The organism is Martelella lutilitoris (assembly GCF_016598595.1).
Classification (GTDB): Bacteria; Pseudomonadota; Alphaproteobacteria; order Rhizobiales; family Rhizobiaceae; genus Martelella; species Martelella lutilitoris_A.
This window is the reverse complement of sequence record NZ_CP066786.1, coordinates 578,251-592,567: the sequence shown is the minus strand read 5'-3', so window position 1 is coordinate 592,567 and position 14,317 is coordinate 578,251. Positions and strand designations below refer to the sequence as shown.

The window sequence follows — 14,317 nt, the reverse complement described above, 5'->3', positions numbered from 1 at the left end:
GAACACCGCGCGGGCCGTTGTTTTCGGCAGATCAATCAGTTGGAAAGGCGCTGGGCTTCCTGACGGGTGCGCTCGGCAAAGTCGGACAGCGCTTCCTCGGCGCTGCGCTGACCGAGAGCGATCGACTGCCAGACATCATATTCGTTGGCGCGCATCCAGGTGACGACGACCGGGCGCGGACGGCCACGGGCAAAGTCGAGCTGTTTGATGGCGACATCGATGCCTTCTGCGTTGGCAAGCGCTTCGGCAGCGCGCGGCTGTTCCGCCGTATGACGGTTGATCGGCATGTAGCCGGTTCCGGCAAACCAGATGGCGTTCGATTCCGGCGAGGCGGCAAAGGAGATGAACTTGTAGGCGGCGTCCTTCACTTCCGGCTCGGCCGAGGAGAGAATTCCGATACCGGCGCCGCCGATCGGAACCGCGCAGGTCTTGTTGCAGGGCATCGGGCGAACCAGAAGGTCATCGCCGAGCGCTTCCTTGGCATCGCCGTAATTGCCGGTCGAGTTCATCATCATGCCGGCATTGCCCGAGAGAAAGAACTGCTTGTCCTTCTTCTCGTCGGTCACGCCATCCGGCGAGGCAACCTTGTATTCGTCGACGAGCGAGGCCATCCATTCATAGGCCTCGACCGTGTTCGGCGCATCAATCAGGATTTCGCCGGTCTTCGAGTCGATCAGGTCGCTGTCATTCGACATGATCAGGCCCCAGCGGGCGAACTGGCCCGGCGCCGTCATACCCATGATACCTTCGTCACCCAGAGTATCAGTGATCTGCTGCGCGGCAGCCAGGATATCGTCATAGGTCTCAAGCTTCGGCTCTTCCTCAAAACCGGCAGCGTCGAAGACGGCCTTGTTGAGATAGAGAACCGGCGTCGAGGAATTGAAGGGTACGATATAGTTCTTGCCCTCATAGACGCCGACCTCGCGGGCAAAGTCGAACAGATTGTCGGCAAGCGGGTCATTGGCGAGACGCTCGGAGAGATCATCGAGCACGCCGCGATCGGCGAAAAGACCGTAGCGGGTGACTTCCATGATCACCGCATCGGGCGCGCGGCGCGCGGGGATTGCGGCCTGCAGCTTGGCGACGATGTCGTTGTAATTGCCGATGAACTGGGAATCGATGGTGATGCCAGGATTGGCGGCTTCGAAATTGTCGATGATTTCTGCCAGCGCTGCGCCATTGGCGCTGGTGTCGGAGAAGCTGTGCCAGAATTCGACAGTGGTATCGGCAAAGGCGGCAGACGCGGAAAGCGCGACGGAGCCGGCCAGAAGATAGGCGGAAAGTTTCATCATTCGAAAAATCCTTTTCGCAACAAAAATTGCAATGTGATGGCAACATGCAATTAAACTTGCAAAACGACACTTCGTTGAACGAATGATGAAGAATTCATAACAGGCGACAACAATGCCGGGCGCACGCTACCGCGTCCCGGCTGTCTTCAGGGGCGAGAGCCGCGAAGGCTCAACAGGGGCCGGGAAGGATCAGAGCGGACCGCCGCGCTCCTGCACGAGGGTGCGCAGGCGGCGGAAGACTTCCGGGCTCTGGCGCAACCCGTCATGCTCGTATTCATTGGTGACCCAGGCTTGGCAATTGCCGAGCCTCCCAGCCGTTTCCAGCGAAAGCCCGGCATCCACATACATGTCGTCGTGATAGACGGCGGCGGCAACGGGAATATCATTGGCAAAAAGCCGCGTCGCATCGTAAAGCGGCGGATAGCCAGAATGCGCTGCAAGTGCCTCGGCCGCGTCCCGGAACGGGCGCAGGGACCGTATCTCCTCGAACATCCAAGGATAAACCATCTCGCCGGTCATCATCAGCGGCCGCTGATCGGGATGAAAGCGCGGAAACTCGGCGCGGATGCGCTCGGCCGCCCAGTTCGTCGGCGCGCTTCCCTGCCCGTAAATGCTCTCCTGCAGAAGGGCGTAGAGCGGATTGGAATCAAAGCCGGTCGCCGCCATGACGGAAAAGAGGAAGCTGTCTGAAAGGCGCGTTTCATCCGGATCGGCAAAGGCCTCGTCCATCAGCCAGTGCACGCTTTCGAAGCCGGCCCCTCCCCCGAATGCGATCCCCAGCGTCTGCAGCCGGCGCACCGTGAGCCGGTCGCCATCGGGCAGGCGGACATCATTTTCCGCAACATGATCGGCAATGCGCGAGAACAGACCCGCATCATGCGGATAGCGCTTGTGATACTGCCGGTTCTTGACGGCCACGCGCGGATAGGTGCGGCGGTAGACCTCGTCCGCGGAGGCCGAAAGGCCGGACAGCCCCCCGGTCACGTAGCAGGCGGCGAGCCCTTCGGGGGCCTGCGAGAGATAGGTGAGCGTGATGAAGCCGCCGAAGCTCTGACCGAGCGTCTCCCACTTGCGATCGCCCATCAGGTTCTTGCGCACATGTTCGCAGTCGGCAACGATGCTGTCGGCGCGAAAATGCATCAGATAGTCGGCCGCCGCCTCGCCATTCTCGAAGCGCGACATGGTTTCCGCCTCGATGCGGCTGCTGCGGCCGGTGCCGCGCTGATCGATCAGGATCACGCGATGGGTCTTCAACGCCTCGGCAAGCCAGGACGGACCGCCGCCCACGGGCCTTGGCGATTTGCCGCCCGGCCCGCCCTGCAGAAAGGCAAGCGTCGGCAGGTCGTCACGCCGTTTCACCGGATCGACAATCTCGCGCACGAAAATCTGGATGAAGGCGCCATCGGGTTTCGTCCAGTCGAGCGGCACCGGAACCAGCATATCCCGGATCATCATTCCGGGAATGATATATTGTTTCGGCATCATCGCGCATCATCCTGACCAGTCGGTTATTACCGGGCCTTGGAGCATGTCCGCGTTTTCTTGAATCGCGAACACGCTCTCACCCTTCGTTTTTCCGCGCGTCCGGACGGAAGACCGGTCTCCCCTTTTCCTGGGCGCGCTAGAGCATCGGGCGAAAAAGTGGTTACCGGTTTTTTCGATAACCCGATGCGCCTAAACGAAGAGATGGATCATCGGACGGTTCAGATTAGCCGCCCGATAGTCTAGCCTTTCCCGAGCCCTATCCGCTTTTGCGTCCGACGAAAAGGGCGGGCCCGCGGAAAGGCCGCGAAAGGAGGACGCGAATGCCGCCGCGCGTGTCCCGATGAACCGCGGATGTCGGCATTCTCGCTGCTGCCCGAAATCGCGGCCCTCTTTCACAGACGATCGACTTCCGCCACGCCTGCCCTGACTTCGGACGGCGAACAGCCCCTTTGCGCATCGGCCTTGACCGGAATGAGCGCCCTGGCCCAGGACAGTGCCGGCGCGCCGCCCGGACAGCCCGACATCATGTTCATCATGTCAGACGCTGTCGGCTACATGCAGTGTTCCCGCGCGAACTCGGCTACACCGCCGAATTCCTGCCCACGGCTTCGAGGAATTCCGGGGCTATCTCTACGATCTCGACCGGTGCCCTTCTTCGGCTGGTGAAATCAGGCGCTCCTGCACATTGCCAACGTGCCGTCCGACAAATACGACGACATGGCGGGCACCAAGGGCCGTGCGCCGCCGGCAGAGCACGATACCGGCACATCCTTTGACGCCTCCGGCAAGGCCGCCTTTCGGGCAAAAACCCGGCCGACGCCGAACAAAACGGGGTTGTCGTAGCCGATTTCTTTCATGCCCTCGGCCAGGCCAGCGAGCGTTCCGTGCCAGCGTCTTTCATCCGGTCGGCTGATATTGGCGGCGATCAGGACCGGGGTTTCCGGCGGCAGGCCTTCAGCGATCAGCCGTGCGCTGATTTCGCCGGCGGTGCGGCCGCCCATGTAGAACATCGTTGTCGTCGTCGGGTCGGCGATGGCGCGCCAGTCGATATCCTCCGGCAACACGCCCTTTTTCGAGTGCCCGGTGACGAAGCGCACCGATTGTGCGCAGTCGCGGTGGGTGAGCGAAGTCGTCGTGCCGGCGGCAAGCGCGCTTGCGGCGGTAATGCCGGGGATGACGGAGACCGGAATGCCCGCATCGCGAAGGGCGGCAATTTCCTCGCCGGAGCGTCCGAAGACCGAGGGGTCGCCAGATTTCAGCCGGACGACGCGCTTTCCGGCCCGCGCCAGATCGAGCATCATCCGGTTGATATCCTCCTGCCGGCAGCTTGTCCGCCCGCCGCGTTTGCCGACCAGCATGCGCTTCGCCTCGCGCCGCGCCAGTTCGAGGATGTCCGGCGATATCAGGTCGTCGAACAGGATGACGTCGGCCGATTGCAGCGCCCGCATGGCCTTCAGCGTCAGGAGTTCCGCATCGCCCGGCCCGGCGCCGACGAGCGTGACGCTGCCGGTTTGCGGCGCTGCCGCAATCTGCCTCGCACGCGCCAGAAGCCGGTCGGCTGCATCCTCGTCAGGGCCGGACTGTCCGGCAAAGCTGAGATCGACAAAATGCTCCCAGAAGGCCCGGCGCGCGCCGCCCGGTTTCAGTCTGGCATTCACCCCGTCGCGCAAACCGGCCGCAAGCCCGGCCCAGCCTTTCAGCGATTTCGGCAGCAACGTTTCGATCCGCCGCCTAATCGCCTGGCCCAAAATGGGCGCGGCGCCGTCGGTGGAAATGCCGACGACGACCGGCGAGCGGTTGACGATCGAGCCGAACTGGAAGTCGCAATAATCCGGTTTGTCGATGACGTTGACCGGCACGCCTTCCGCCTTCGCTCTTGCCCGGAAGGCCTGCGCCGCCGCGTCGTTCCCGCAATCGCCCAGCGCCAACTCAAACCCCGTCCAGTCGGCAGTCGACCAGTGCGTGTCCGAAAGGCGCAAACGGCCATCGGCCTCCAACGCAAGCAGCGCCTCGTCGGCAGCCTCGCGGCCCAGAAAGACCGTGACGTCCGCCCCGGCAGCCGCCATAAGCTCTGCCTTCCAGGCGGCGGCCTCACTGCCGCCGGCGACCAGCACCGCCTTGCCCTTCAGCCGGAAGAACAGCGGCAGGACGGAAAGGTTCTCCATGCGGGCGGGCGTTTTTGCGCGTCCGGTGGCCATGGGTCCGCCTCCCCTATTCCGCCGCCATCGGCAGGGCCGAAAGCGCGATAGAGAGGCGGCCGTTTTCGACACGAACAGGATAGGTCTGCACCTCGCCCTCATCCGCGCCTTGCGCCGTACCGCTTTCCAGCGAAATCACCATGTTGTGCAAGGGGCACGTCACGGCCCTGCCATGCACCATGCCCTCCGATAACGGCCCGCCCTTGTGCGGGCAGCGGTCGTCGATGGCGAAGACCTCGTCCTCCGCGGTGCGGAACACCGCGATGCGGCCGAAAGCGGTGTTCACGCAGCGCGCGCCGCGCCGCGGGATATCTTCAATACGGCCGATGGCAATGAAATCGTTGCTCATGATGGGCTCCTCACTCCGCCGGCTCGGGATGTCCGACCACGGCCATCGGCTTGAATTCATGCTTGTCCTTGCCGGAAACGCGCTCCGACCACGGGTCGACCTGGGCATATTTCTGGCTCTCGACGAAGCGGTCGAAATAGGCTTTCCGCTTTTCGGCATTGTCCATGATCTGGGCGCGGACCTCGTCATAGCCGATGCGCTTTGCCCATTTGTAGATGCGCTCCAGATAGCGCGCCTGTTCGCGATACATCTGGGTGAGCGCCACGATATGCTCCAGCGCCTCGTCCTCGGTCTTCACCATGCCGAGCACCTCGGTGCCCCGGATTTCGAGCCCGGCCGCACCCGCGAAATGGATTTCGAAGCCACTGTCGACGCAGATCACGCCGATATCCTTGCAGGTTGCCTCGGCGCAGTTGCGCGGACAGCCGGAAACGGCGAGCTTGAGTTTTGCGGGCGTCCACGAGCCCCACATGAATTTCTCGAGCCTTATGCCGAGGCCGGTGGAATCCTGCGTGCCGAAGCGGCACCAGTCGTTGCCGACGCAAGTCTTCACCGTGCGCAGGCCCTTGGCATAGGCCTGGCCGGAAACGAAGCCGGCCTTACCGAGATCGGCCCAGACCGCCGGCAGGTCTTCCTTTTTCACGCCGAGCATATCGATGCGCTGGCCGCCGGTGCATTTGACGGTCGGGATCTCGTATTTGTCGACGACATCGGCAATCGCGCGCAGCTCCTTCGACGAGGTGACGCCGCCCCACATGCGCGGCACCACCGAATAGGTGCCGTCCTTCTGGATATTGGCGTGGACGCGCTCGTTGATGAAGCGCGACTGGTAATCATCGGCATATTCGCCGGGCCAGTCGCAGACGAGATAGTAGTTGAGCGCCGGCCGGCATTTGGCGCAGCCGCAGGAGGTTTTCCACTCGAGTTCCTGCATCACGGCGGGAATGGTCTTCAGCCCCTTGGCGCGGATCAGGCGGCGCACATCGTCATGGCCGAGATCGGTGCAGCCGCAGACCGGCTGGACGGCCGCGGGGTTATAGGCATCCCCCAGCGTCAGCGCCATCAGCTGTTCGACGAGCCCGGTGCAGGTGCCGCACGATGCCGAGGCCTTCGTGTGGGCGCGGACATCGTCGAGCGAGGTCAGGCCCTTGTCCTTGATCGCGGTTACGATCCTGCCCTTGCAGATGCCGTTGCACCCGCAGATTTCCGCGTCATCGGGAAGTGCTGCCACGGCGGCCGCCGGATCGGCCGCGCCACCGCCCTGATAGGCCTGGCCGTAGATCAGCGTTTCGCGCATTTCGGAAACGTCCGTCCCGCGCTTCAGCATGTCGAAATACCAGGCGCCATCGGCGGTGTCGCCATAAAGCACGGCGCCGATCACGCGGTTATCCTGCAGGATCACGCGCTTGTAGACGCCGCGCGTGGCATCGCGCAGCACCACTTCCTCACGGTCCGGCCCTTCGGCAAAATCCCCGGCGGAAAACAGCTTGATGCCGGTGACCTTCAGCTTGGTGTTGACATGCGAGCCCTTGTATTCCGCCGCGCCGCCGGCAAGCCGGTCGGCAAGCACGGAAGCACTTTCGTAAAGCGGCGCGACCAGCCCGTAGCAGGTGCCACGATGCTCGGCGCATTCACCGAGCGCGAAGATCGCCGGATCGGAGGTCGCCATGCCGTCATCGACGACGATGCCGCGATTGACCTCAAGCCCGGCATCCTTTGCAAGGCCCGCCGCCGGACGGATGCCGACCGCCATCACCACCATATCGGCGGAGATGATGCGGCCGTCCTCCAGCTCGACGCCTTCGACCCTGCCCTCTCCGAGGATCCTTTTGGTATTGGCCTTGGTGATGATCTCGATGCCGCGATCGTCGAGCGCCTTTTCCAGGAGATAGGCCGCTGCCGGGTCGAGCTGCCGCTCCATGATCGTGTCCATCAGGTGCAGCACGGTGACGCTCATGCCTCGTTGCTTCAGCCCGTAGGCCGCCTCAAGCCCCAAAAGCCCGCCGCCGATAACGACCGCATGGCCCTGCCCTTCGGCGATCTTCAGCATCCGGTCAACGTCATCCAGATCGCGATAGGCCAGAACGCCGGGCAAATCGTGGCCGGGTACGGGAATGATGAAGGGCGAAGAACCGGTGGCGATCACCAGCCGGTCATAGGGTGCGGTGACGCCATTTTCGGCGGTGACGGTCTTCGCCTCCCGATCGATCTTCGCGACCTTTGCGCCGCGATGCAGCGTCACGCCGTGTGCTTCATACCAGTCATCGCCATGGATGATGATGTCTTCATAGGTCTTTTCGCCGGAAAGCACCGGCGACAGCATGATGCGGTCGTAGTTTACCCGCGGCTCGGCGTTGAAAATGGTGACGTCATAGAGACCGGGGGCGCGCTCGAACAGGTCTTCGAGCATGCGGCCGGGGGCCATGCCGTTTCCGATGATGACGAGTTTCTGGGCCATGATATCTACTCCGCTGCGACGCGTTTGTTGCAGGTCTGCCGGCTGATGCGCTGGTCGCGCTTCTGCCTGATGGCGGCGAGCTGTTCCTCGGCGGGCGAGGCCCCGCCCTCATAGGCTTCGAGAAACTCCAGCAGTTCCTCGCGATAGGCGTAATAATCCGGGTGGTCGAGCAGCGCTTTTCTGGAGCGCGGGCGCGGCAGGTCGACCTCCATGATATTGCCGATGCGGGCATTCGGCCCGTTCGACATCATCACCACCCTGTCAGCCAGGAGAATGGCCTCGTCGACGTCATGGGTGACGCAGATGGCGGTCACCTTGGTGCGCGACCAGACTTCCATCAGCACCTCCTGCAGCTCCCAGCGCGTCAGGCTATCGAGCATGCCGAAGGGTTCATCGAGCAGGAGAAGCTTCGGCGAAAGCGCGAAGGCGCGGGCAATGCCGACGCGCTGACGCATGCCGTTCGACATGTCGGCTGCCGGCCGATGCATGGCGTCGCCAAGGCCGACGCGCTCGAGATAATATTCGACGATATCGCGGCGTTCGGCGGGGCTTGCCTTCGGATAGACCCGGTCAACGCCGAGGGCGACATTCTCGCGCGCCGTCAGCCATGGCATCAGCGAAGGGGCCTGAAACACCACGGCGCGATCCGGCCCGGCGCCGGAAATCTCGCGGCCATCGAGGATCACGCCCCCGGCATTGATCGGGTTCAGACCCGCCGCCATGGAGAGCACCGTCGATTTTCCGCAGCCGGAGTGGCCGATCACGGAAACGAACTCGCCCTTCTTCATCTTCAGATCGAAGCCGTCGACAACGGTCAGCGGGCCTTTCGGCGTCGGATAGATCTTGGTGACGTTGGAAAATTCGACATAGCCACTCTCGATGGGCGATTGCGCCTTTTCGCGATAGGCGGCGGGCAGAGGCTTCGAGGTCGACTTGATGGAAATCGGGACGACATTGGGAAGCGCTTCGACACGGCTCGTTTCCGGTTTGGCGCTGAGGCCGACATCCATCAGATATTCGGTAATCGACGCGCGCAGGCGGATAAAATCGGGATCGGAATTCATCGCCGCGCGCTCTCGGGGCCGCGCGATATTCACATCGAAAGACGGGCCGAAGGTGGCGTCGGGACCGGGGGTCAGCGGCACAATCCGGTCGGCCAGCAGAATGGCCTCGTCGACATCATTGGTGACGAGGATGATGGTCTTCTTCTCTTTCTGCGAGATATCGGCAAGCTCGTCCTGCAGCTTGGCGCGGGTCAGCGCATCGAGCGCCGAAAGCGGCTCGTCGAGCAGCAGCAGGTCCGGCTGCATGGCAAGCGCGCGGGCGACCGAGACGCGCTGGCGCATGCCGCCTGACAGTTCCGACGGCTTGCGGTCGCGGGCGTGTTTCAGGCCCACCATCGCCACATACCAATCAACGAGTGCGGCCCGCTCCTTTGCCGACTTTCCCTGATGCACCGCGTCGACGGCAAGCCGCACATTGGCCTCCACCGAAAGCCAGGGCATCAGCGCATAGTTCTGGAACACGATGCCGCGCTTCGGCGACGGGCCTTCTACCGGTGCGCCGCGAAACAGGATTTCGCCGCTGTCCGGCCTTTCGAGACCGGCGAGCATCGACATCAGCGTCGTCTTGCCGGCGCCGGAAAAGCCGAGGATGGCGATGAATTCGCCTTCCTGTACATCAAGCGAGATATCGGAAAGGACGGGGTTGCGTTTGACGCCTTCGCCAAAGCCCTTTTCGACGTTTCTGAGCTGAAGAATGGTGTTCATCATGCCCTCCTTACCGGTTCGCCGAATAGGTGAAGGCGGTCTGCAGCGCGAACATCACCCGGTCGAGGAAGAAGCCGATCAGGCCGATGGTGATCACCGCGACCATGATGCGGGCGAGCGAATCCGAGGACCCGTTCTGGAACTCGTCCCAGACGAACTTGCCGAGACCGGGGTTCTGCGCCAGCATTTCCGCGGCAATCAGCACCATCCAGCCAACACCGAGCGAAAGCCGCATGCCAGTGAAGATAAGCGGCAGCGAGGACGGCAGCACCAGCTTGCGGATCGTCGTCCAGGTGGAAAGCTGCAGCACCTTGCCGACATTGACGAGATCGCGATCGATCGAGGCGACGCCGAGCGCCGTGTTGATGATCGTCGGCCAGATGGAACAGAGCGTCACTGTGACCGCGGAAATCACCATGGATTTCGGCAAGAGGTCGCTCGGGTTCTGGTAAAGGGCTGCCACCACCATGGTCACGATCGGCAGCCAGGCGAGCGGCGAAACCGGCTTGAACAGCTGGATCAGCGGATTGATCGCACCCTCGAAGGTCTTCGACAACCCGCAGGCAATGCCGACGGGGACGGCGATCACCGTGCCGATGAAAAAGCCGAGCGCGACCGTCAGCAGCGAGGTCCAGATCTGGTCGAGATAGGTCGGCTTGCCGGTATAGGGCCGCACCTTCACGCGGTCGGCATAGCCTTCGGCAATCAGCATCTGATTGCGCTCGTCCTGACGGGCGTAGAATGCCTCGGCCTTCTGCCGCTCGGCGAAATGGTCGTCCATCAGCACTTCCGCCTGCTGGAACACCGCTGCCGGTCCTGGGATCGCGCCAAGCGAGGTCTGCACCTTCGGCGCGAGATACGCCCAGGCGGCGAGAAAGGCGAGAATGCCGATGAGCGGCACCAGCAGCATCTGCTTCAGATCCGCCCATTGTTCCGAGGGCGTGTCGCCGGCGGCAAGCTTTAAAAGCGGTACCACGAAGCCGAGGCCGAAGGGGGCGAGCACCTTGCCCGCCCGGTTGATCCGGGCGATGCGCCGTTCGCGGCGGGCGGCGATTTCAGGGTCCAGAATGTCCGTTGCAATGGTCATGGCGCCTTCCTTGTCCGTGCTCGTTTCAATCGCGCTCAGCGGCCGGCGATCTTGTTGCCGTCGATCACCTCATCGCCCTTCAGGCCGATCGGGAAGCTTTCGAGATAGGCGTTCGGATGGCGACCGTCATAGGTCACGCCGTCGATGAACTCGCTTGTCGCGGGCTTGTAGCCGTCGGTGTCGAAGGGGAAGTCCGCTTCCGTGGCGTGGCCCTCGTCGATCAGCTGGCGAGCGGCCTCCAGATAGATATCCGGCAGGTAGACCGAGCGGGCGACCTCGTCATACCAGCCATCTTCCTGCGGCTCGGCGATTTGGCCCCAGCGGCGCATCTGGGTCAGGTACCAGACGGCATCGGAATAATAGGGATAGGTGGCAAAGTGGCGGAAGAAGACGTTGAAGTCTGCGGCCGGGCGCTTGTCGCCCTTCTCATATTCGAACGTGCCGGTCATCGAATTGGCGATCACCTCGGCATCGGCGCCGACATATTCCGGCCGCGACAGGATTTCGACCGCTTCCTCGCGATTGGCGTTGTCATTCTCGTCGAGCCAGATCGCGGCACGGATCAGGGCCTTGGTGAGCCCCAGCGTGGTCTGCGGGTATTTCTCGGTGAACTCCTTCGTCAGGCCGAAGACCTTTTCCGGATTGTTCTTCCAGATGTCGTAATCGGTGACGACCGGCACGCCGATGCCCTTGAACACGGCCGCCTGGTTCCACGGCTCGCCGACGCAATACCCCTCGATGGTGCCGGCCTCCATCGTCGCCGGCATCTGCGGCGGCGGGGTGACGGACAGAAGCGCACCGGCCTGGATCTGGCCGGAGATGTCGCCCGGTGAATAATAGCCCGGATTGATGCCGCCGGCGGCCAGCCAGTAGCGCAGCTCGTAATTATGGGTGGAGACCGGGAAGACCATGCCCATCTTGAACGGCTTGCCCTCGGCCTTGTAGGCCTCGACCACCGGCTTCAGCGCATCGGCCTTGATCGGGTGTTGCGGCTTGCCATCGGGACCAACAGGAATATTTTCCTTCATCCGATCCCAGACCGCGTTCGAGACCGTGATCGCATTGCCGTTCAGATCCATCGAGAACGGCGTGACGATATGCGCCTTGGTACCATAACCGATGGTCGCAGCCAGCGGCTGACCGGCCAGCATATGCGCGCCGTCGAGCTCCCCGGTGATCACCCGGTCGAGCAGGACTTTCCAGTTCGCCTGCGCCTCGAGCGTCACGTAGAGGCCCTCATCCTCGAAGAAATGCATCTCCTTGGCGATTGCCAGCGGCGCCATATCCGTCAGCTTGATGAAGCCGATGGTGAGCTCGTCCTTTTCCGGAAACAGCATTTCGGCATGGGTGGCCGTCGCCGCGAAGGTCAGCGAACAGAGCATGGTGACGGAGCAAAGGAAATGGCGCATGGCGTTCTCCTGATGGATAAGGAATGTCGGATAAAAACGAAAAAAGCCGCCTAACGGTCATCGTGCCAGTTGTGGCGCGAATGCGTTGGCGGCGTTGCCTGGCACCCTCCATTGGGCGCCGAATTCTTGAGACTTATGGAAACACACAATGCCGCATCAGACAAGCGGCATCGGCGGATTTTTGCATAAAAAATATCTTCAGCATAGTATTGCCTATATTTTATGCATTTGCATTTGAGAAGAGCATACTGAGGCCTCGGCTGAACAAACCCCACCCTACCCATACCGGGTCATCCTCGCGCTTGACCCGAGGATCCAGACCGTACGGCAAACGGCAGAAAAACGTTCATTAATTCAATCGCTTGCATCGCCTTAATGCTCGGGTCAAGCCCGAGCATGACGCGGGTGGAGGGTGGAGCGGGTTTTGTCAAAAGGCTGCTCAGATCGCCGCCTTCTGCTGTTCGATATAAGCGCCCACCTGATCGGGATCGAAGGTCTGTCCGTCAAAAAAGCCATCGGGACCGAGGATGAGGCCGCCGGCGCTCGCGCCCACCGGCGTCGGCGCCTTGAGCGCGCCTTCCACCTTCAGGCTCGCCCCTGGCAGCGGCGTGTGCAGCGGCTGCAGCGCCTTGCGGTAGATATCCGGCCGATAGCTCGTTTTCGCGATCTCGGCGTTTTCGGCCGAGTGATCGCAGAGCCCCCAGCGCACGATCTGGCTGTAGAACCACAGCGCATGGCTCTGCCAGGGAAAGGTCGCGGCCTTGGCGGAGGTCAGGAAAAAATCCTCGACCGTGGTTTGCGCCTCTTCGCTGATCGAGAGCGTTCCGGAGAACAGCGGCTCGAGCATCGCCCGGTCGACATCGAGATGGCCCGGCTCGGCGAGGATCGCGGCCAGTTCCGAGTGGTTTTCCGGCGCGGCCGCCCATTGCGAGGCCCGGTAGAGCCCGCGCAGCAGCGCTGCCACGGTCTCCTCGTTGGCATCCACGAAATCGGCCGGCAGCGCCAGCACCTTTTCCGGGCTGGAGCGCCAGATCTTCGCCTTCACGGTGACGATCCGCGCCGCCCCGCGCCGCGCGGCAATCGTGTTCCACGGTTCGCCGGCGCAATAGCCGTCGATCCGCCCGGCTTCCACCGCATCCGGCATGAACGGCGGCGGCAGCACCACGATCTCGATATCCCGGTCGGGATCGATGCCGTTGGCGGCAAGCCAGTAGCGCAATTCGAGATTGTGCCCGGAAAACACATAGACGACCCCGAAACGCAGCGGCGGCAGGCCTTCAGCCTTTCTCGCCGCAATCACCCGTTTCAGCGCAGCGCCGGCCTTGGCCGGATCGAGATCGCTTTCATCGCCCTCCACTTCCATCGCAGCGCCAAGGGCCGCCGAAACCGTCACCGCATTGCCGCCGAGGCCGAGCGCGATCGGCGCCACCAGTTTCGGCGCCAGCGGAAACAGGCCGAGATTGGCGGCAATCGGCATTGGCGCCAGCACATGGGCGGCCTGCAGGCTGCCGACGGCCAGCCGGTCGCGGATCGCGCTCCACGAGGTTTCCCGGGTGAGGCGCACCTTGAGCCCTTCCTCGATGAAAAAGCCCTTCGCCTCCGCCGCCAGAACGATGGCGCTGTCGAGAAGCGGTACAAATCCGATTGAAAGGTCCTGCATCTTCATCTCTCCAGCATCTCGAACGTCATGATCAGGCTTTGCGCCACATCGACAATCTTGCGGTTCTGATCCATCGCCGTGCGCCGCAGCAGCGCATAGGCCTTTTCCTCATCCATGCCGCGCGATTTCATCAAAAGCGCCTTGGCGCGATCGACCACCTTACGGTTCTCAAGCTGGCTTTTCGCCGCCTCCAGCTCCTGCGCCATGCGCGAAAACGCGTTGAAACGGGAAATCGCCATGTCGAGGATCGGCTTGACGCGCTCCTGCTTCAGCCCGTCGACGACATAGGCCGAAACCCCGGCCTCGACGGCCGCATGGATGGTTTCGGCATCGGAGCGGTCGACGAACATCGCGATCGGCTTTTTCACCGTACGCGACAGCACGAACAGGCTTTCGAGCATGTCTCGATTGGGGTTTTCGATATCGATCACGATCACATCCGGCGACAGACGCTCGATCGTCCGGGCGACGCCGACCAGTTCCTCCACCACGGTGACATTATGGTGGCCAGCCTTGAGCAGGCCGTCCCTGATAATGGCGGCGCGGATCGCGTTTTCATCGATGACAAGGATCGCCAGATCACTGGTGTTCATGAGGCGGCTTCCGCAAA

At 62.6% G+C, this 14,317-nt stretch carries 11 protein-coding genes; all 11 read right to left on the bottom strand.

Annotated elements, in window-relative coordinates; all coding sequences use genetic code 11:
- Window positions 1–35: 35 nt before the first annotated feature.
- The 11 genes from JET14_RS02760 to JET14_RS02710 all read right to left on the bottom strand — a co-directional run bounded on the left by JET14_RS02760 (window position 36) and on the right by JET14_RS02710 (window position 14,300).
- Entirely contained in the window at window positions 36–1,292 is a 1,257-nt protein-coding gene (locus tag JET14_RS02760; RefSeq protein ID WP_200336697.1) for an ABC transporter substrate-binding protein, read from the bottom strand.
- A 189-nt stretch (window positions 1,293–1,481) separates the two neighbouring features.
- Entirely contained in the window at window positions 1,482–2,774 is a 1,293-nt protein-coding gene (locus JET14_RS02755) for an alpha/beta fold hydrolase (RefSeq protein ID WP_200337967.1), read from the bottom strand.
- 395 nt (window positions 2,775–3,169) lie between these two features.
- Window positions 3,170–3,313 carry a hypothetical protein gene (locus JET14_RS02750; protein WP_200336696.1) on the bottom strand — a complete coding sequence of 48 codons (144 nt, stop codon included), beginning with the start codon at window positions 3,311–3,313 and terminating at the stop codon, window positions 3,170–3,172.
- Window positions 3,314–3,445: 132 nt separating this feature from the next.
- Window positions 3,446–4,975: a siroheme synthase CysG gene (gene cysG, locus JET14_RS02745; protein WP_246750480.1), complete on the bottom strand. Its 1,530-nt coding sequence runs from the start codon at window positions 4,973–4,975 to the stop codon at window positions 3,446–3,448.
- A 13-nt stretch (window positions 4,976–4,988) separates the two neighbouring features.
- Window positions 4,989–5,324, bottom strand: a complete 336-nt coding sequence (gene nirD, locus JET14_RS02740; protein WP_200336695.1) for a nitrite reductase small subunit NirD — start codon at window positions 5,322–5,324, stop codon at window positions 4,989–4,991.
- A gap of 10 nt (window positions 5,325–5,334) precedes the next feature.
- Entirely contained in the window at window positions 5,335–7,782 is a 2,448-nt protein-coding gene (gene nirB / locus JET14_RS02735) for a nitrite reductase large subunit NirB (protein ID WP_200336694.1), read from the bottom strand.
- Window positions 7,783–7,787: 5 nt separating this feature from the next.
- Window positions 7,788–9,554 carry an ABC transporter ATP-binding protein gene (locus JET14_RS02730; protein ID WP_200336693.1) on the bottom strand — a complete coding sequence of 589 codons (1,767 nt, stop codon included), beginning with the start codon at window positions 9,552–9,554 and terminating at the stop codon, window positions 7,788–7,790.
- Between the two features lie 7 nt (window positions 9,555–9,561).
- The gene (locus JET14_RS02725; protein ID WP_200336692.1) at window positions 9,562–10,638 is read right to left on the bottom strand and encodes an ABC transporter permease; all 1,077 of its coding nucleotides are present in this window, start codon (window positions 10,636–10,638) and stop codon (window positions 9,562–9,564) included.
- 35 nt (window positions 10,639–10,673) lie between these two features.
- On the bottom strand, window positions 10,674–12,047 hold the full coding sequence (locus JET14_RS02720; protein ID WP_200336691.1) for a CmpA/NrtA family ABC transporter substrate-binding protein: 1,374 nt from the start codon (window positions 12,045–12,047) through the stop codon (window positions 10,674–10,676).
- Between the two features lie 439 nt (window positions 12,048–12,486).
- On the bottom strand, window positions 12,487–13,707 hold the full coding sequence (locus JET14_RS02715; RefSeq protein ID WP_246750478.1) for a CmpA/NrtA family ABC transporter substrate-binding protein: 1,221 nt from the start codon (window positions 13,705–13,707) through the stop codon (window positions 12,487–12,489).
- A 2-nt stretch (window positions 13,708–13,709) separates the two neighbouring features.
- Window positions 13,710–14,300, bottom strand: a complete 591-nt coding sequence (locus JET14_RS02710; protein WP_200336689.1) for an ANTAR domain-containing response regulator — start codon at window positions 14,298–14,300, stop codon at window positions 13,710–13,712.
- Window positions 14,301–14,317: the final 17 nt, after the last annotated feature.